We start from the raw sequence: 18,651 nt of genomic DNA, 5'->3' as shown, positions 1-18,651 counted from the left end.
GGCAACCATTCGAAAGGAGAGCTGAGGCCGATGAAGATTGTAGTATTGCTGAAGCAAACATTTGACACCGAGGAGAAGATTGAGATTGAGAACGGGTCGATTGCCGAGGATGGCGTCAAATTCGTGATTAATCCGTATGACGAATATGCTGTGGAGGAAGCCGTAAAGCACCGCGACGAGCATGGCGGCAGCGTCACGCTTCTCTCGGTCGGTCCGGACCGCACGTCGGAGGCTTTGCGGACCGCGCTTGCGATGGGTGCGGACGATGCGGTGCTTATCTCGGATGAACGGATACCGGATGACGAATATGCCGTATCGAAAGTGCTCCATGCGTATTTGGCTAAAGAAACGCCGGATCTGGTTCTAGGCGGCAACTTCTCGGTCGACCGGGGTTCGGGCCAAGTCGCGATACGCCTTGCGGGATTGCTCGGCATAGCCCATGCCGGATCGATTACCAAGCTTACGATCAGCGGCAATAAGGCTGAAGTGCACCGGGACGCCGAGGGCGATCTCGAAGTGCTGGAGGTTCAGCTGCCAGCGATTTTCACCGCCCAGCAGGGTTTGAACGAGCCGCGTTACCCGTCGCTGCCGGGCATTATGAAGGCGAAGAAGAAGCCGTTTCAAACGCTGTCGCTGGATGATCTCGGTCTCTCCGAGGACGATATCCGCCCGGCGACGAAGCAAAGCGATCTGTCCTTGCCGCCGGAGCGCAGCGCCGGACGCATTCTGAAGGGTGAGCCTGCCGAGGTGGCGCATGAGCTTGTTACGCTGCTGCGAACCGAGTCCAAGGTGATCTAGTTTTTTACGGAATACGGGGAGATTCTTCGCTCCTTACTTTTATACGATTCGTTGAATGCGGTTACACAGGGGCTGATCGAGCACTTCCCCTTTCACTACGTATTCTGATTGTATGGTTCATGGGATGTCCGTCATGCACGCATTTCGATGGCCGGGCCCTAGGTTCGGGTGGGCGAATTATAGCCCTCTGATCAATCTAAGCTTGAACCGTGATTTGTTTGATTAGCTCTTAACTTATTGATTTATCATCTCTTCATCCATCTCGATAGGGACCTAAGGAGGTTATGTTATGAGCAAAACGATACTGGTATACGCGGAAACCCGCGACGGGAAGCTGCGTCAGGTCGCCCTGGAAACGCTGGGGGCAGCCCGTCTAATCGCAGGTGACGGGGACAGCATCCGCATTCTCGTGGCTGGCTCGAACATTACGGAGGCCGTATCCGCGCTTAAGCCTTACGGCGGCGAAATCATCTATACCGTTGAGCATGACGACCTGGAGCACTATAATCCCGACGCTTATATGGCGGCGATCGAAGCGGTGCTAGGCGTTGCGAAGCCGGATGCGGTTCTATTCGGACATACAGCGATCGGACGCGATCTCGCTCCGCTGGTGGCGGCTTCCATGGATGCCGGTCAAATCTCCGACGTAACCGCGATTGAGAATAACAGCGGCGAAGCGGTATTCACCCGTCCGCTCTATGCCGGCAAAGCATTCGAGAAGCGGGTGTTCGTAAACGGACCATGGGTGGTGACCGTGCGGCCCAACAACATCCCGGCAGCCGAAGCTGTTGAGGGTGTGGACACGAGCATCGAGGATGTCGCCTTCCCCGCGCCTTCCCTCCGCTCCGTCGTTAAGGATGTCGTCCGCAAAACGACGGGAAAAATCGACCTCTCCGAGGCCAAAATCGTCGTCTCCGGCGGGCGCGGCGTGAAGAGCGCGGAGGGCTTCAAGCCGCTCGAGGAGCTGGCCGAGCTGCTCGGCGGCGCCGTCGGCGCTTCCCGGGGCGCATGCGATGCCGGATACTGCGATTATGCGCTCCAGATCGGGCAGACCGGCAAGGTGGTTACGCCGGAGATCTATATCGCTTGCGGCATCAGCGGCGCCATTCAGCACCTGGCGGGCATGAGCCAATCGCGGGTCATTATCGCGATCAATAAGGACCCGGAAGCGCCGATCTTCAAGGTAGCCGATTACGGCATCGTCGGCGACCTGTTCGACATCGTGCCGCTGCTCACCCAGGAATTCCGCAAGGTGCTGGTGTCTTAACCGGCCAAAGCAGTAGCGGCCTGTGCTCATAAAGCCTACCCGGCTTCTCCAGCTCAAAGAAGGTCGAGTTCCCATCCGGCATATCGGATGACAGGACTCGACCTTTCTTTTTTTCATACATTAATGTTCTATGTCAATCCGTCACTGCACTCAGGAGCTGAACCGTTTCAGCAGCTTCTGCTGATGTACCCGAAATGCCTCCTCCAGAGAGATATCATAGAGATCGGCCAGCAATGATATATTGCCAAGAACGTCGCCGATTTCTTCCACCAAATCCTGCTTCAGCCGCTCTCGGGACGACACTTCCTCGTCCGGCCGGTCTCTCCCGATTTCGTAAGCCCGAACGGCCCGCGCGGCTTCCCCCGCCTCCTCCATCAGAAAACCGATGCGGATAAAAGGGCCATAATCCGCCCATCCCCGCTCTCCGTAAAATTGCTTGATCCACTGCTGCGCTTCATTCATGTCCACTGTCCAAATACCTCCGTGTTCTGGGCTGTACCCTAGGTCTTGAGCCGCTAAAAAGATACGCCTTGCCCAAAGCCGATTCATTTCATGGTTGAAACCGCGAGTGTTGTCGGCTTATTCATAAATTTTTACATATAAGGGGAATCTTCTAACATGCGGTTTAACATAAGGAAGTACGATATAAACATGCTCTAACTTGAAGAACACGAAGACATCGCTTTTCGTTCCATGACACCAATCACTATATATAGTATAATTACTCGGAATGATTATCAACATCTGGTTAGGAGTGGCTGAATTGAAATCAATATGCGTATTTGCAGGCTCGAACATGGGTGAGCATCCGGATTATAAGACCCAAGCGGCAGCGCTCGGCGAACTGATTGCCCGAAAACAATACCGGCTGGTATACGGCGGTTCGCGTGTCGGACTGATGGGCGAGGTGGCCAATACAGTGCTTGAGCTTGGCGGCGAGGTCATTGGGGTCATGCCCCGGGGGTTATTTAAGGGCGAAATTGTACATACCGGACTAACGCAGCTGATTGAAGTTGCGGATATGCATGAGCGTAAGGCAACGATGGGAAAATACGCCGACGGCTTTATCGCTTTGCCTGGGGGCTTCGGAACCTTTGAGGAATTGTTCGAGGTGTTGTGCTGGTCTCAAATCGGGATTCACCAGAAGCCGATCGGGCTGCTGAATATCCGAAATTACTACGACCCGCTGATGAGCCTGGTCCAATCCAGCATTACCGCGGGCTTTGCGAATTCGTCCCATTTGAATCTGATCAATATTTCCGATGATCCGATCAAGCTTCTGGAGCTGATGGAGAGCTATACGCCGCCTACGCTGGATATGAAGTGGAAGGATCTCGATTAAGGCACGGGAGGTCCGTTGTTACATAAGAGGCTGACTCAAAGTTGCCTTAATTTGACACCATTCACGATCAAGTGTTTACACCCTATCCTTTTGGAGGCTGTTCCCGGTTGCTGTCTTAGATCAGCTAAGCCCATAGAAAGCCAAATTGCGGCCAATAAGACGAGCCCCCAAATAAAAAAATCCCGCGGATTTACTCCGTGGGATTTTCGCTTAGTCGGCTGCCTTGATTGTGTATTTACTAATGGCTTTATCTTTCAGTTTGTTGTAATGCTCCGTATTTTCACCAAGGTATTCAACATCTCCTAATTGTTGTGGAGAAATTGAATTACTCGTGAAGTTCGAAACTTTACCCGGTTTATCAACATTAAATTTGCCCTGGTAAGATCCATTAACAGCATATGTGTTACCACCGGTTTTGCGCAAAAACAGTAAATATTGATTGGAATCGTTCATTTTGACGTATCCTTCCAGGTTGTGGTATACACCATCTTCAATACGCCCATCCTCCATTACGGTGATTGTAGATTGTTTAAAGATGTTACCCTTAAATACTTTGTCAATCTGAAAAGGCGTTTTATCAAGCTTGTCAATTATCGCTCCAGTATCTGTTTTAACTTGATAGGTGCCTTGATGCCCTACTGCATGTCCAATTACGATTATTTCCGAGTAGTTCTCTAAAGTGCTAAACTCTTCAAAGAAAGGTATTTTAGCGTGGGTCGTAGCTATTTGATAGGTGCCTTCCTTCAGTTGTTTTGTGCCTGCAACCTGACTGGTATCTCCACCAGTTTGTATCATTCCAAATCCGATCGATGAGACGATTGCCAAAGAGGCAATGATATAAATAGCTTTTTTCACGTGATTCCCCCTTAGTATTTGTAAAAGATATTTACGTAGTCGATGACGAAATCCACTATTAAATGTTGCGTATTTGCATTAATCCAATTTTTAACAAATATATATCTCCAGGAACTTCCGGCGGCTCCCTCATTCAGAATGTATATTTAGCGTATAACTATCCATTGTGCGGCCATCAACGCCCAATGCTTCAATCGATATATGATCATGCAGTGCTTGATTTCCTACCTTCCATTCCAATGACCAGCCATCGGAACCATCGGCATCATAACCTATTATTTTACGTTCCTTCCCTGTCTCGGTACCTGTAGGAGCAATCCAGAACAGAACCGTATTCGTATGCTCCGCTTCCACCTTAAATGTCACGGTTTCCGTGTTTTCCGGGACGACGAACCAGTTGTCCCGTTCCTCTAGGGTTGTAGATACATTTGTAATTTTGGCTTGGGGCAGCTGTCCAGGCTGTTCTTCTTGATCTTCAGGTAGAGGATTCTCCGCCTGCTGTGGAGAACACGACCCTAAAACAAAGGTGCAGCAAAGAAGTACAGCAGCAGTCATCCATTTGATCACTTTCAAGAACCATTCACCTCACAGTCTTACGAAAATCTTACTCCCACGCTTATAAGATCACCACAAAGAAAGGGAGCCGAATGTTGATCGGCCCCCTAGTTTCTTCATCTTGTTTTTCGAATCTGCAGCATGGAGTTGCCATTGATCATAAATTCATAGGACACCTGTTTCTCGGTCACTTCGAGACCTTCAGCTTCCAGATCTTGAATCAGTCGCTCCAGTTGCTCATATCGGTTCCCCGACAAATCGGTTAGCGGAAAAATACGTACTTCCTCCGAAGCAACCCGAAGCAGCTCTCGAATCGTGTTCAGGTGAAAGTCATAGTCCAAACGGTCGCTGTACATAAACAGAAAATGAGCGGATAACACCAAATCGAACTTTTCATCGCAAAATGGCAGCTCCGGCAGCACTGCAGCCACATACCGCTCCGGATAAGCTCTCATATCCGCAACACAGTCCTGGAGAGCTTGATGGCGATGACGGCTAACGCCCGCAACATCCCCGTAAAAGTCCCATACAAAGTTTCGCTTCGTCTGCTCCATGGATTCCATTGCGTGCGCAGTATCCTCTAGGCCTTTCCGCTCCAGATCCTCGATCCGATGATCGTACGCGATATCGCTTGCGGTGACATCCAATCCGGCCGCTGCGGCATGCGCCGTAAAAGAGCACGCTCCGGCGGGGCAATCTAATATTTTCTTGCCTGCCAGCTCCCCTGCCTGCAGATCAAACATCCGCATGTACTCCTCATAGGTCCGGCCGATAAACACCACCCGGTTCAATTCCAGCTTCGTCTTCCCTTGCCTCTTCTCGTCTCTTCTCATCTCATCTCACCTCAGCTATGATCTTGGTGCGGATTCCGGCCATCCAAGCGCCATCTCCGCAAACCTATATTACCATATGATGGAATGCATGGATAATAGTCATTTTCCGATCCGTGCAGGTGCCCGTGTACTTGCCTCTTCTCTATCATCCCTTCTCCATTCGTTTTCGGCCCTCCCCTGTTTAAGCTATACTCTTTTTATGTACGTATTTAATTTGAAAAAAGCCATATAAGGAGGATCACACGTATGCTGCCTTACCCTGCTCCCACGACAAGAGAGGAAAAAATGAAATTGGTTGCCCAAATCAAGGATCGGCTGCTTCAGCTTCACGGCGATGCCATTCTGGCGATCGGCCTGTACGGCTCGCTTGCCCAAGGGATCGACGGGCCCTACTCCGATATCGAGCTTCGGGTGATTACGAAGGATGGCATCTCTCTTCCCGGGCATGAATTTATCTATCCTCCATTCAAAATCGAAATCGGAATGAAGCAAAAACACGAAGCCATGCGCTCCGCTGCGACCGTTGACGATTCCTGGGCCATTAAGGCAGGCGCATATGCTCATTTGCAAGCAATCTATGATCCGGACCGGCTGCTCGATGAGATTCGCACACGGCCGATGCAAATTTCCGACGAAGCAATTCGGGACGTAATGAGAGAATTTATGATTTGGGAGCCTTACGAAACGATGGGCAAAATCCGCAACAATAAACAGGCAGGCAATTACGGCTACCTGCCCCTCGGTGCCAAGGATCTGGCGTGGCAGAGCGCAAAGCTGATCGGACTCGCCAACAAAACATTCTATACTACCCGAGCCAGAACCTATGAGGAATCGCTTCAAATGCCATCTCGCCCATCGGGCTATGATGAGCTTATCGAATTGGTGACACGGGGACAGCTTCATGATTCGGAGCTTATATATGAGCGCTGCGAGCATTTGTGGACCGGACTAAACGAATGGTATGCGGAGATGGGCATCGAGTATAAGTTGGACAAGCTTCCTTTTTGATAATCGCTCCAAGCATGAATTTCTCACAGGCAGCTATTTGTACACCGTGCGCATTGCTCTCTATGCGTACGGTGCAAAAAAGCATAGGCTAAAAAAACAGCTGCCCCTCAAGTTTTTGTACTTGGGGGGCAGCTTGTTACTTTGGTAAGTTGTTCTTTTAAAGGAATACGATTATAAGCTATGATAGGAAGCAGCATACTCTCTTCCCAGAATCACCGCTCGTTCGATGTACGGCAGCTCAGCGCGACGTACACCACAATGACCATAGAGAGGTAATCAATCATATTGAACAAAGGATTGTCGTCATGTTAGCAGCAATTACGGCACTAGTGCTTTTTATAATCGTGATGGTCGCAGTCAGCTTTTATTTTTATCACGTCGCCATCGCCCGCGCAGATAAGGAATTTCTAGCAGAGAATCCGGACCTGGCAGCCAATGCGGATGTCGAGAACCCTTTTGCGGACAGCAAAGACTGGTGGAGCGCGCAAAGCTTCGAGAATTGGAGTCTTATCGCGGACGATGGCCTGAAGCTTCATGCCTATTATTTGCCGGCAAAAAAGGCCACTAACCAAACGGTTCTCCTTGCGCACGGCTATGCCGGACGCTCCGAGCAAATGAGCAGCTTCGCTCACATGTACTATGAGGATTTAGGCTTTAATGTCCTTCTGCCTGATGCCCGGGGCCATGGCTTGAGCGAAGGTGATTATATCGGCTTCGGATGGCCGGAGCGCAAGGATGTGGTGAAGTGGATTCATATGATCGTTGAACATACGGGAGAAGAAGCGCAGCTCGTCCTGCACGGCGTATCCATGGGCGCCGCAACCGTCATGATGGCCAGCGGCGAGGAGCTGCCTCCCCAGGTGAAGGCCATCGTAGCGGATTGCGGGTATACCTCGGTGGCGGATGAGCTGGCGTATCAGCTGAAGCGCATGTATAAGCTCCCCTCGTTCCCGATCCTTCCATCCACAAGTCTGCTCACTAAGCTGCGCGCAGGCTATTCGTTCAAAGAGGCTTCGGCTTTGGAGCAGGTGAAGAAATCCAAAACCCCCATTCTGTTCATCCACGGCGGCGGCGATTTGTTTGTCCCGACAGAAATGGTCTACAGGCTGTACGAGAACGGGCCTGCGGAAAAACGACTGTTTGTCGTTCCCGGTGCCGGCCATGGCCTGGCTCGTCAGTTCGATCCCGAAGGCTATGACGGGGAAGTGACGGAGTTTATCGGGGCGTATGTCCGTGAGGAGAATAAAAGAGCGGCCATGGTACGCTAAAAATCCTAGTTTAACCAAGCAGCAAGAAGCCGCGCCCAAGGCGCGGTTTCTTCTCGTATCATGCTATTCATAATGATGACCCGGTCTTTTCCCCTCGCTCAGCAAACCGTCGATCCGCTCGATCAATGCCGGAAGATCGCGCATCGTATCGATCGTAAAATCCGCCCCGTGCCGAATAAACGTCTGCCGTGTGCTCATGATGGCTTCCGCCCGCTCCGATTCGGACAAGGATTCGAATTCCTCAGGGGACAGTCCCATTTCCGAGCTGCCCACAGCAACGCCTACCGACCACACCCCGGCATTTACGCCTTCTTTAATATCAGACGCGGTATCCCCGACCTTCACGACCTTCCAGGCAGCCGACAGCTTCAGATGCTCCATGTTCCGGTAGATCATATACGGATAGGGGCGTCCACATGAATGCGTATCATCCGGCGTAAAGAACACATCGGGGCGATACCCCTTGCGCTCGGCATACGATACGACCACCTCCATCATCCCGGCCGTATAGCCGGTTGTAGAGCCAATCCTCAGCCCCCGGCCGCGAAGCTCTTTCACCGTCTCGATAACTCCAGGAATAGGGTCTGTGTATGTGGACAACGATGCCATGAGCGCAGGCTCGAATTCGCCGTACAGCCGCTCCACATCTTCTTCATTGAAGGCCCTTCCGTACTTCTCCTCCCACAGTCCCGACACACGCGGCATAGACAGCATTGCGCGGATGTGATCGATTTTCAGCATGCCCATCGGCGCTCTGGCTTCCTCCATCGTTACATCGATGCCTGCATTCCGGAATATATCCACGAACACATTCACCGGTGCGAAGCAGCCGAAGTCCACAGCCGTCCCGGCCCAGTCGAGAATTACGCCTTCGATCTTGTTCATTGTGCCATCACTCCCATATATTCTTCGATAATTTCGCATAACCGCACGATATCCTGCTCATAGATCTCTCCGATGTTCCCGATGCGGAACGTGTCCACCTCCGTCAGCTTGCCCGGGTAGATGACATAGCCCCTGTCCTTGATGTACGCGTAAAATTGCTCGAAGCTGAACCGGTCGCTTGGAAAAACAAATGTAGTAATAATGGGAGATTGAACAGGCTCGGCGATATAAGCGCGGATTCCGATTCTCGCCATTCGCTCTCGCAGCAGCCGGTTATTGTTCCGGTAGCGCTCGAATCTTGCAGATACTCCGCCTTCCTCCATGAGTTCATCCAGCGCCTTGGAAAAAGCGGCTACGACATGGGTGGGCGACGTATAACGCCATTTGCCGTCCTTGTCCATTCCCCTCCACTGATCATACAGATCCAGGGACAAGCTGCGCGCAATGCCTTGGCAAGCCGCCAGCCGCTCGATGTTCGCAATGACAAACCCGAAGCCCGGAACGCCCTGGATGCACTTGTTCGCACTGCTGATCAAATAGTCGATGCCAAGCCCTGCCACGTCGATCTCGATGCCGCCAAAGCTGCTCATCGCATCGATGATCAGGGTTTTTCCGTATTCCCGGGACAGCCCCGAGATCATGTCCAGCGGATTAAGAATCCCGGTTGTCGTCTCGCAATGCACCATCGCGATATGGGTGATGCGCTGATCCTCATTCAGGATAGTGCGAAGCTCCTCCTCCTTCGGGTGCACATCATAACCGGTTCTGTAAGCGGCGTACTGGAGTCCAATGTACTCGGCCATTTGGATAATTCGTTCACCGTATGCGCCGTTGGACACGATCAGCACTTTATCCTTATCGGAAATGGCGGAGGTCATGACCGATTCGACCGCAAACGTGCCGCTGCCCTGCATCAGCACGGCCGTATATCGATTTGATCCGCTGCTTGATCGACTCCTTAATGACGCCGTCCAAGGCGCTGAGCGGCTCATCCAGCAAAAGAATCTTCGGCTTCGTCACCAGCGTTCTTGCGAGTGCCACCCTCTGCTTCTGCCCGCCGGACAGCTCGCCGATCCGCTTCTTCAAATGCGGCTGGAGTTCGAGAAAATCAATATACTCATGAACCTCCTGCGGGCTGGCGGCCCCCTTCTTATTGCGCAAGCCATAGACGATGTTCTCGTAGGCATTCAGATTCGGAAACAACGCATAATCTTGAAAAACAATGTTGAATCCCCGCTTCTTCATCGGCACGCGGCTCAGGTCCTGATCGTGGAATAAAATCTTGCCCTGGTCGACTTTCGTCAGACCGAGGATCATATTCAGCAGCGTCGTCTTCCCGCTTCCGCTCGGACCGAGCAGGGAGACGATCTCTCCCGTGCCGATCTCCACGCTGATATCGTCCAAAACCGCTTTATTGTCGAAATGTTTGCTTACATGTTGGAGTTTCAGCAAACCGGTCACCTCCCTTAAACACACCCCCAGTATAGAAATCCTATGTAAACAGGAATCATGCCAACTGTTAAATCCACGTAAATTATGCATAAATTATTACTAAATCTATACCATGTTATGGTCATATTGATCCTTAATGGATGCCTAACTTATGAATAATATGGGATGCTCTATTGAATAAGCAGGAGAAAATCGGTAAACTGGACATGAAAAAACGAGGCTTCGGCTAATGCTGATGGGATGGGTGAGGGCATGTTTCCGCTGGAGAGGCAACAGAAAATCATTGAACTGCTGACAATTCGAAAAGTCATGAAGATCACGGAGTTGACCGATGAGCTGAAGATTTCTGTAGATACGCTGCGCCGGGACCTGAATATTCTGACCGACCAAGGGCGGATCGAGAAAATATACGGCGGCGTGAAGCTTGCGGAGTCCCGGTTCGGCGAATCCTCCATGGATGAGCGCATGGTTAGCCATCTGGAAGAGAAGGACCGGATCGCCCGCAAATGCAGCGAATTTGTCGCAGAAGGCGACTGCATCTATATCGACAGCGGCTCGACGACCTACCAGATCGCCAAGTACGTGAAACACCGGAAGAAGCTGACGGTCGTAACGAATTCGCTTCCGGTTGCGATGGAGCTGATGGACAGCGACGTGGAGCTGATTATGATTGGAGGAAAAATACGGCGGGAGGAGCAGTCGGTCGTTGCGTATGAGTATATCTTTAATTTTCACGAGCTGAATGTGCAGAAAGCCTTCATATGCTGCAGCGGCATTACGATCGAGCGGGGCATCTCCGATTACAATCTGGAGGAAGCCATTACCCGCAAAAAGATGATCGAGCTGTCCAAGGAGGTCTACGTGATGGCCGACAGCACCAAATTCGGCAAGGACGTGACCGTGTCGATTGCTTCGCTCGACAAAATCGATTGTATCGTGACCGATTCCAACGTGAATCGAAGCTTTATTCCGAAGTTCAAGAAGACGGGCACCGAGCTTGTTATCGCTGAGATGTAATCATAGCAAAAGGACATTTCTACTTCGGGATCTTGAGGGATCCATCCGGAGGAAATGTCCTTTTTTAGTACGGCAGGGGCATGGAGCAGAATCGTCGGTGCTGGAGCAAAATAAGTGATTGATCGATCAATGGTACTGTAGTTGTACTACCAAATGGAAGTCAATATAATGGTAAGAAGATCAGGATGTTTTTTCTAAGTGAATACAACACTATGCAGATAGGGGAGGAAATCGGGTTATGAACGTTGGATCAGCTCGGGCGGCCGCGGCCGATTGGGTGCTGCAGCATGCCGGCGGCGAGCCCGGATTTATGGGTGCCTACTTCAGCGGCTCCACCGTAGGAAAGCCGGACGATGCCGAGATCGCGCCATCCTCCGATATCGACGTTGTGGTCGTTACCGATCGCGCAGAGCCTCCGATGAAGCCTGGAAAGTTTCGTTACCAGGACGCCTTGATTGAGGTCACTTATTTGTCGTGGCAAGACCTTGCTTCGCCCGAGCAGGTGCTATCCTCTCATCATTTGGCCGGCAGCTTTCGCGTGGACACACTGATTGCCGATCCATCCGGACAGCTTCGCAAGCTGCAGGCTGCCGTTGCCCGTCAATTCGCTGACCGGGCCTGGGTCATGCGCCGCTGCGAAGGCGTCCGGGAGCGCATCATAACAGGTCTTCGCTCCATCCAGAAGGACGCACCTTGGCACCAGCAGGTAACTTCCTGGCTGTTTCCCACCGGGATTACGACGCATTTGCTGCTGGTTGCCGACCTTCGTAATCCAACTGTTCGGCTCAGGTATTTGGCGGCCCGCGATGTGCTGAGAGCATATGGTTACGATGAGGTGTACAGCGAGCTGCTGGAGCTGCTGGGCTGTCAGCTGATGACACAGAATCAAGCTTTAGGTCATCTTGAAGGTCTTGCCCGCACCTTTGATGCAGCCAGCGCTGTTGCCAAGACGCCCTTCTTCTTCAGCAGCGATATTACGCCGGAGGCCAGGCCGATTGCCATCGACGGCAGCCGGGAGCTGATCGCCCAGGGGAACCACCGGGAGGCCGTCTTCTGGATGGTCGCCACGTACGCCCGCTGCCATGCTATCCTGGCTGCCGATGCATCACCCGAGCTGCAGCAGGAGTACCAGCCGGCCTTTGATTCGCTCCTTGCCGACCTCGGCATCACCGGCAGGGATGACCTGTTGAGCCGAGCGGATTTAGCCTTGCAATACTTGCCGAAGCTGTGGAAGGTTACGGAGGATATTCTTGCTGCTAACCCGGATGTGAAAGATGGAGACAGCCCTGCTCCGGCTTAACGTCATATCTAACAAGGGGGAGAAAGTTGTTTACTTTAATCGGCGCCGCGATTCCGTCGCTGCTCGTGTCGTTGGTGGCCGTATATGCGCTGACGGTCGTCTTCAGACGAAAACCGCTGCATCTGTTATTGCTCGGCATCCAGAGCACATTGTTCGGGATCGGACTATTCCTGCTGTACCATATCACGCAGATGGGGGCCGACAGCATTGTGCTGCTCGGAGCGTTTCTCATGATCTTCGGCTTCGTTCTTAGCATCGCGGCCGTTTTTCGACGGGAATCATAAAATTAAGGAGAATCGCAGCCGAAACGGCAGCGTTTCTCCTTTTTGCCATGCCCTTCCTCACGGGATCGGCAGATAGAATCGATGCTCTTCCCCGGCTTGGGCGAATCCGACCGATTGATAGAGCGACAAGGCCGAGGCATTCGCCGCTTTCACTACCAGCTCCGCCGTTTCCGAGCCGTGTTCCCGCAAATAATCCATCGCCCGGCTTAACAAGTATTTTGCAAGCCCTTGCCGGCGCCAAGGCTCGCGGACGAACACGTCCTCAATGACGCCCTCGCCTTCCTCCTCCCGCCATGCCATGACACTGGCTGCAATCTGCTCTCCCTCAGCGACGATGATCGCCGTCCAATTCGGTTTCGCCTTGTACTCCCGAAGCCGGTTCAAACCAAGCGGTGCATCCGGCCATACCTCGGCCTCCAGCTTCAGATACCTCGCTTCCTCCCGCTCGGTCTGCATGTCCCATAACTGACAGCTAAAGTTCTCATCAATCGCAAATGAAGGGATCGGCTCGTTCAAGGAGCGGACCATGGAGTACAGGTTCTCCAGCGGCCTAAATCCTTTTTCCTCTGTGAAAAAAGCCGTATTCCTCTCCTCATGGGCAAAATTACCGACACACAAATAAGTGCCGTGATGACTGGGCAGCGTCTCGTTCAGCTCGAGCGCCCGGGCGTAGAGACGTTGGTACAATTCCTCCAGCAGCTCAGCATCCCTCTCCCGTTCGGGGATGGTTTTCAAATTTACGTAAATATGGTGCTTGCAGTTTTCCGGGCAATCCTCCGGAAGCACATTGATGACAGCCACCTGGCCTTTGGCAACCATCTTCCCCTCTTCAAATGCGCAGAAGACGTTCGTCCAGTTGTCTTCATCGCCCACCCACCAGAACAGTCCGTCCCCTTGGCGCACGGCCTCGTATAACGCTCCGAGCAAAGGCATGTCGTCCTGCCGGAAGTTTCGTGTGATTCGTATATTCAAGCTTCGCTTCCCCCCTTTTGCCTTCATTCTACGATGGTCCTGCGGCCTGAACCTATATAAAAAATGGCTAAAGTCAAACAAGGCTTTCCAAATGCTGGACTCCTTCGTTTTAAGCCTATGGTCTCGTTGCAATCAGCTAAAAAACCTATACCCACCATTTCCGGGTTTCCGGTATACTGGCATCAAAGAACCATGATGTAATCGAGGTGAGCTTGAAATGCTGGAGCGTTCGATGGAGAATGTGATGGAATATTTCGCGAAAGGAGTTGATGCTTATCGAATATAAACGAAAAGAGGACGATGAACATGAACAGAAACGGCACGATCATGAGCGGTGAATTTGCATTGAACTATACGGTCCGCGGGCAAGGTCAACCCATTCTTGCCGTAGGAAGCAGTGTGTATTACCCGCGCTTGTTTTCGGAGCATTTTTATACAGCATTCCAATTGATTGCCCTTGACCACAGGGGGTTTGTGAAGCCGCCGCGGCCTCTTCAGCCGGAAGATTATACGCTGGATCGCATCGTGGAGGATATCGAGGCCGCGAGACAAGCACTTGGCTTGAAGGATCTTGTGCTCATGGGCCATTCCGGGCATGCGTTCATGGCAGCGGCCTACGCCCGCCGTTATCCTGAAGCTGTCCGCAAGCTTGTTCTGCTGAACACCGCGCCGACCAACAGTCCGCAGCGGCAGCAGCAGAGCCTGGCCTTCTTCCAGGATACCGCCAGTCCGGAGCGCAAGCGCCAATTCGAACAGGACATTGCCCTTCTTGAGGAAGATCTTGCAAAGGAGCCTGAGAGACGGTTTGTGCATATGTGTATCCGCATGGGCGCGCATAGCTTTCATGATTATACCTTTGACGCCTCGCCAATGTGGGACGGAGTCTACACCAATATGCCCGTCATCGATGATTTATGGGGCAGATCCTTCGCTGAGCACAATCTGATTCCGCTGCTGGCGGAGCTGCGTCCCCCCGTGTTCCTCGGGCTCGGACGGTATGACTACCTTGTCGGTCCGGTATCGCTGTGGGATCCCGTAGATGAACGGTATGGACATGTGCACAAGGTTGTATTTGAAGCCAGCGGCCATAATCCGATGCTGGAGGAGCCTGAAGCATTCGTCTCGGCGCTTTCCGATTGGATCCGCGAGTGAACGGATGTATTGAATGAAGAAGGCCTGTGCTGTCCGAAGCCTCCTTCGCTGGGGTAAATTTTAAAACAGCAGGGCACCCCGCGGTCAAATGATCGATAGGGTGCCCTGCTATATTTTAATCAAAGGTTCAGCTGATGCATGGGTTTCTTCAATAGCGAGCCTAAGCTCCGAGTTCAGTACACTAGAGGGCTCAGCACGCTTTTTCAACGCTCGGGCGTTGTTTAAACGGCTTTTCGCGAAGCGGTTAGAAAATACAACGCATACAAGGCGCAGATGACGGCAATGAAGCCATATCCGCCGAACACATCGAATTTCGACGAGAAGTATCCGAAGCCTAAGCCGATTGCAATTAGTACCGCCTTCTCCCCCAACGACTGGAATGACCCCGTCGTCGCCCGCATCCGGGAGTCTGCCCGGTGTTGGAGATATCCTGCGGCCAATGGCTCGACGAGCCCGGCGAACAGGGATATGACAAACAATGCCGCTATCGAGCGGCTATCCCGCATGGCGGCAAGCCAGAAGAAGCAGGCTGCCAGCACGCCGGTAACCAGGGTTAAGAGCAGCCTGTAGCTGAACCGCTCCTTCAGCGCGAATGCCAGTAAGTTTCCCGGAAGCCTGAGCAGAAAGATGCCTGCGGAGAACAGGCCGAAATACAGCACGGGAATCTCCACACGCTCTAAATATGTCTGCCAGAACTCATCGATGAAATTGACGGCTGCCCCTGTGACCATGCCGGACAGCATTACCAATAGCAGCCCCCGGTTCTCCCTGAACAGTCTCCATGATGCGGTAAGGTACACGCGGATTGGAATCGGACTTTCCTCCCCGTCCCCGGACGACCCCGCTTCCGTCAGCGTCAAGGTCAAGCCGAGGCAGACCAGCATGCTGATTAGCGACAGCGCGTAGTTGAATTCGTAAGGCAGACGGCTTGCCAGCAGACTGCCGCACAGCGCCGCCAGCACCGTTGATGCTATATCCACCGCGTTCAAGCGGCCGAGCCACTTCTCGAAGGAGCGCTCCCGCCCTCGTTCTCGCAGCGACTCATACAGCAGCGCCTGCTCGGCCCCGCTGCTGGCCGCGCCGCCAATTGCCGCCACAACGACAACGAGCGCAAAATGCCAAAATGCCTCGGCGAACAGGAGCAGCAGAAACTCCGCGCAGCCCATGAGCGCGGAGACCAGCATCATGGTCTTCCGCCCCCAGCGGTCGGCCATCATGCCGCTAGGCACTTCCAGCAGCACGATTGTAACGGCATAAATAATCTCCGCATACACGACCATCGGAATCGTCATGCCTCGATCTTCCCAGTACAATCGTTCGATGACGTACGCGGGAATGAGACTGTAGAAGAAGCGGATCGCCAGCAGCTTCCACACATTTATATTTATCGAATGGTTCATTATCGGCTCCCTCTCTTATCGGACTGTCTTATTTCAAATCCGGATACAGAGGGGGGACCTCGTGCACGAAGTACGGCGAGGGATTAGCAGGGCGGTCGGGCTTGATTCATTCAGCGGCCTCCTCTTCGCTTGATAAACTTGCTTATATTATGCTCGCTTGCCTCTTTCGTTAACGCTATTATAACGGATATTGTCCGTCCCCGGGAATCCTTCTTTCCGGGCGCTGACTCTTGCGGGCAGTCATCGACCGACCCGCTTGGGTAGCTCTCTCCTTCTTCAACATTTCGGTAAACTACCGGATGTTCTTGGCCCGGATTTCCGGCTTTTGGACGCAGCCGACCCGATCAACATCATACAGCAACCAAGACCCCTTATCCCTAAAAAGGGTCATTGCAGATCAGCCCCACCCAAGCGGCTCATCTCCTCCTCGATCCGGCTCGGATCAATGCGCTCAAACAGCTTCGCCAACTGGCATACCGTCCGATTTACGGGTACATGGCACCGAGACCAGCCCGGCTCATCCAACGCAAGAAAGTCCCGTATCCGATCACAGGCGAACGGAATAAAAGGCTGCAGAAGATTCGCAAGGTTAGCGATGATTTGCACACAGGTATGCAGTGTGTGACCGCAAGCCTCCGGGTCATTCTTGATTTGAAGCCATGGCTTCCGCTCATCATAAAATTTGTTAGCCTGGCGCACGATCCGAAAGACGGAGGCTAAGGCTTCCTTCAAACGACCTTGTTCGATGAGCGTTCCGGTATCGACATACGATTGCTCGATGATCCTCCGCCAATCCTCTTCTAAATTCCCTTCAGGAATCTTGCCGCCAAACGATTTTTCGATAAAAACCAGCGTCCGATTCACCAAATTCCCGAAAGCCCCGAGCAGCTCACCATTATGCCTGTTAATAAAATCGAGCCAAGAGAAATCCGTATCCCGATGCTCAGGTCCGTTGGCGATCAGGAAGTAGCGGATCGAATCCGGCTGATAGCGGCTAAGAAGGTCCGGCACCCAGATCGCCCAGTTTCGGCTTGTCGAAAATTTTCTCCCTTCCAAGGTCATATATTCGCAGGACAAGATCCGATCCGGCAGATGCAGTCCGCCTACCCCTTTAAGAATCGCCGGCCAAATCAACGTATGGAACGGAATATTATCCTTACCGTGAACGTAGTAGGTGGTAATGTCGCCATCTTCCTGCCAAAAGGACTCCCAATCTCCGCCCGTTTCCGCGGCCCATTGCCTGCTTGCCGATAAATATCCGCTAACCGCCTCGATCCAGACATAGATTTTCTTCCCTTCAAGCCCCGGAACCGGGACGTCGATCCCCCAGTCCAAATCCCTTGTAGCCGCCCGGTCCCGCAAGCCCTCCTCCAGATATCGCCGGCTCTGCAGCACCGCATTCTCCCGCCAGCCCTCAGCTTCCTTCACGTATTGCGCGAGATCTTCCTGAAACTTGGACAACGGTACATAAAAATGCTCCGTGGGGCGTTCTACCGGAGGGTTGCCGCAAATTTTGCAGGCTACGTTCGTCAGGTCCGAAGGGTCCAAAATAGCGGAGCATACGTCACATTGGTCGCCGCGAGCCCGGCTTCCGCATATCGGGCAGTCCCCTTCCACATAACGGTCCGGCAAAAACCGGTGGTCGGTCTCGCAATACGCTTGCCGGATCGTTTTCCGGTATAAATGCCCGTTCTCCTGAAGCTTTAAAAACAGCTCCTGTACAATACGGTGATGGAAGGGTTGGTCTGTACGGGTGTACAGATCGTAGGTAAACCCAAGCCGCCGGAAGCATTCCGAAAATTCTTGATGGTACCGGTCCGCAATATCCCGCGGAGCAATCCCCTCGGCAGTGGCCTGAACCTCCACCGGCGTTCCGTGGCAATCGCTGCCGGATACATACAGCACCCGCTCGCCTTTAGCCCGAAAATAACGAGCCAATACATCGCCAGGGAGCAGACTCGCCAGCCTCCCCAAATGGAGCGATCCATTCGCGTAAGGCCACGCGCCCCCGATAAAAATGTTGGTCATCATATAATCCCTCCTTTTTTTCACAAACAAAAAAAGCCCTCATCCCAAAGGGACGAGAGCTTGTGCTCACGTGGTACCACCCAATTTCACGAATGCCTCACAGCATTCACCTCTTCGGGTACGGCGCATTCCATGCACGTATACCCTAGCACAGTAACGGGTGCAGGTTCCGGCGCAGCCTACGGCTTGGATCAGCTTCGGTGCGCAGCTCAGAGGCCATATTCCCTTAGGCTCA

At 52.7% G+C, this 18,651-nt stretch carries 17 protein-coding genes and 2 pseudogenes; 9 read left to right on the top strand and 10 right to left on the bottom strand.

The annotated features are described in order from the left end of the window. Nucleotides 1-30: 30 nt before the first annotated feature. Both NST08_RS01290 and NST08_RS01285 read left to right on the top strand, forming a co-directional pair. Entirely contained in the window at nt 31-798 is a 768-nt protein-coding gene (locus NST08_RS01290) for an electron transfer flavoprotein subunit beta/FixA family protein (protein ID WP_341341356.1), read from the top strand. 289 nt (nt 799-1,087) lie between these two features. After that, nucleotides 1,088-2,065 carry an electron transfer flavoprotein subunit alpha/FixB family protein gene (locus NST08_RS01285; protein WP_251536213.1) on the top strand — a complete coding sequence of 326 codons (978 nt, stop codon included), beginning with the start codon at nt 1,088-1,090 and terminating at the stop codon, nt 2,063-2,065. A 150-nt stretch (nt 2,066-2,215) separates the two neighbouring features. Here NST08_RS01285 and NST08_RS01280 read toward each other — a convergent pair whose 3' ends face one another. After that, nucleotides 2,216-2,527: a MazG nucleotide pyrophosphohydrolase domain-containing protein gene (locus tag NST08_RS01280; protein WP_445933640.1), complete on the bottom strand. Its 312-nt coding sequence runs from the start codon at nt 2,525-2,527 to the stop codon at nt 2,216-2,218. 301 nt (nt 2,528-2,828) lie between these two features. On the opposite strand from NST08_RS01280, the gene NST08_RS01275 reads away from it, so the two are divergent. Beyond that, entirely contained in the window at nt 2,829-3,407 is a 579-nt protein-coding gene (locus NST08_RS01275) for an LOG family protein (protein ID WP_077570445.1), read from the top strand. Between the two features lie 210 nt (nt 3,408-3,617). Here NST08_RS01275 and NST08_RS01270 read toward each other — a convergent pair whose 3' ends face one another. The 3 genes from NST08_RS01270 to NST08_RS01260 all read right to left on the bottom strand — a co-directional run bounded on the left by NST08_RS01270 (nt 3,618) and on the right by NST08_RS01260 (nt 5,650). Further along, nucleotides 3,618-4,262: a hypothetical protein gene (locus NST08_RS01270; RefSeq protein ID WP_341341354.1), complete on the bottom strand. Its 645-nt coding sequence runs from the start codon at nt 4,260-4,262 to the stop codon at nt 3,618-3,620. 129 nt (nt 4,263-4,391) lie between these two features. Further along, complete coding sequence (locus NST08_RS01265) at nt 4,392-4,829, bottom strand: hypothetical protein (RefSeq protein ID WP_251536250.1); 438 nt, start codon at nt 4,827-4,829, stop codon at nt 4,392-4,394. A gap of 104 nt (nt 4,830-4,933) precedes the next feature. Then, nucleotides 4,934-5,650: an SAM-dependent methyltransferase gene (locus tag NST08_RS01260; protein WP_341341353.1), complete on the bottom strand. Its 717-nt coding sequence runs from the start codon at nt 5,648-5,650 to the stop codon at nt 4,934-4,936. Nucleotides 5,651-5,935: 285 nt separating this feature from the next. On the opposite strand from NST08_RS01260, the gene NST08_RS01255 reads away from it, so the two are divergent. Both NST08_RS01255 and NST08_RS01250 read left to right on the top strand, forming a co-directional pair. Then, nucleotides 5,936-6,658 carry a kanamycin nucleotidyltransferase C-terminal domain-containing protein gene (locus NST08_RS01255; protein ID WP_245255850.1) on the top strand — a complete coding sequence of 241 codons (723 nt, stop codon included), beginning with the start codon at nt 5,936-5,938 and terminating at the stop codon, nt 6,656-6,658. 305 nt (nt 6,659-6,963) lie between these two features. Further along, nucleotides 6,964-7,926, top strand: coding sequence for an alpha/beta hydrolase (locus tag NST08_RS01250; RefSeq protein WP_210094331.1), 963 nt, complete (start codon nt 6,964-6,966; stop codon nt 7,924-7,926). A gap of 63 nt (nt 7,927-7,989) precedes the next feature. Here NST08_RS01250 and phnX read toward each other — a convergent pair whose 3' ends face one another. The 3 genes and pseudogenes from phnX to NST08_RS01235 form a co-directional block, all read right to left on the bottom strand. Next, complete coding sequence (gene phnX / locus NST08_RS01245) at nt 7,990-8,811, bottom strand: phosphonoacetaldehyde hydrolase (protein ID WP_210094332.1); 822 nt, start codon at nt 8,809-8,811, stop codon at nt 7,990-7,992. After that, nucleotides 8,808-9,740, bottom strand: a pseudogene (gene phnW / locus NST08_RS01240) (2-aminoethylphosphonate--pyruvate transaminase); the annotation flags it as partial. The pseudogene phnW and the gene phnX, both read right to left, overlap by 4 nt. After that, a pseudogene (locus NST08_RS01235) lies at nt 9,739-10,263 on the bottom strand (ABC transporter ATP-binding protein); the annotation flags it as partial. The pseudogenes NST08_RS01235 and phnW, both read right to left, overlap by 2 nt. Nucleotides 10,264-10,515: 252 nt before the next feature. Between NST08_RS01235 and NST08_RS01230 the strand changes: the two are divergent. The 3 genes from NST08_RS01230 to NST08_RS01220 all read left to right on the top strand — a co-directional run bounded on the left by NST08_RS01230 (nt 10,516) and on the right by NST08_RS01220 (nt 12,864). Further along, nucleotides 10,516-11,280, top strand: a complete 765-nt coding sequence (locus NST08_RS01230) for a DeoR/GlpR family DNA-binding transcription regulator (RefSeq protein WP_144870736.1) — start codon at nt 10,516-10,518, stop codon at nt 11,278-11,280. 238 nt (nt 11,281-11,518) lie between these two features. Beyond that, nucleotides 11,519-12,580, top strand: a complete 1,062-nt coding sequence (locus tag NST08_RS01225; RefSeq protein ID WP_144870738.1) for a hypothetical protein — start codon at nt 11,519-11,521, stop codon at nt 12,578-12,580. Nucleotides 12,581-12,606: 26 nt separating this feature from the next. Continuing rightward, nucleotides 12,607-12,864, top strand: coding sequence for a hypothetical protein (locus NST08_RS01220; protein ID WP_210094334.1), 258 nt, complete (start codon nt 12,607-12,609; stop codon nt 12,862-12,864). 57 nt (nt 12,865-12,921) lie between these two features. Here the strand turns inward: NST08_RS01220 and NST08_RS01215 are convergent, their stop codons facing one another. Beyond that, entirely contained in the window at nt 12,922-13,836 is a 915-nt protein-coding gene (locus NST08_RS01215) for a GNAT family N-acetyltransferase (protein WP_245255852.1), read from the bottom strand. 306 nt (nt 13,837-14,142) lie between these two features. Between NST08_RS01215 and NST08_RS01210 the strand changes: the two genes are divergently transcribed. After that, the gene (locus NST08_RS01210) at nt 14,143-14,988 is read left to right on the top strand and encodes an alpha/beta fold hydrolase (RefSeq protein WP_210094335.1); all 846 of its coding nucleotides are present in this window, start codon (nt 14,143-14,145) and stop codon (nt 14,986-14,988) included. Between the two features lie 221 nt (nt 14,989-15,209). On the opposite strand, the gene NST08_RS01205 is transcribed toward NST08_RS01210, so the two are convergent. Together NST08_RS01205 and metG are read right to left on the bottom strand one after the other, a co-directional pair. Further along, complete coding sequence (locus NST08_RS01205) at nt 15,210-16,388, bottom strand: MFS transporter (RefSeq protein ID WP_210094336.1); 1,179 nt, start codon at nt 16,386-16,388, stop codon at nt 15,210-15,212. Between the two features lie 387 nt (nt 16,389-16,775). Further along, nucleotides 16,776-18,416, bottom strand: a complete 1,641-nt coding sequence (gene metG / locus NST08_RS01200; protein ID WP_210094361.1) for a methionine--tRNA ligase — start codon at nt 18,414-18,416, stop codon at nt 16,776-16,778. Nucleotides 18,417-18,651 lie beyond the last annotated feature (235 nt).

This window comes from Paenibacillus sp. FSL K6-1566, from assembly GCF_038050475.1.
GTDB lineage: Bacteria > Bacillota > Bacilli > Paenibacillales > Paenibacillaceae > Paenibacillus_AQ > Paenibacillus_AQ lactis.
This window is presented reverse-complemented; position numbering and strand designations above follow the sequence as displayed.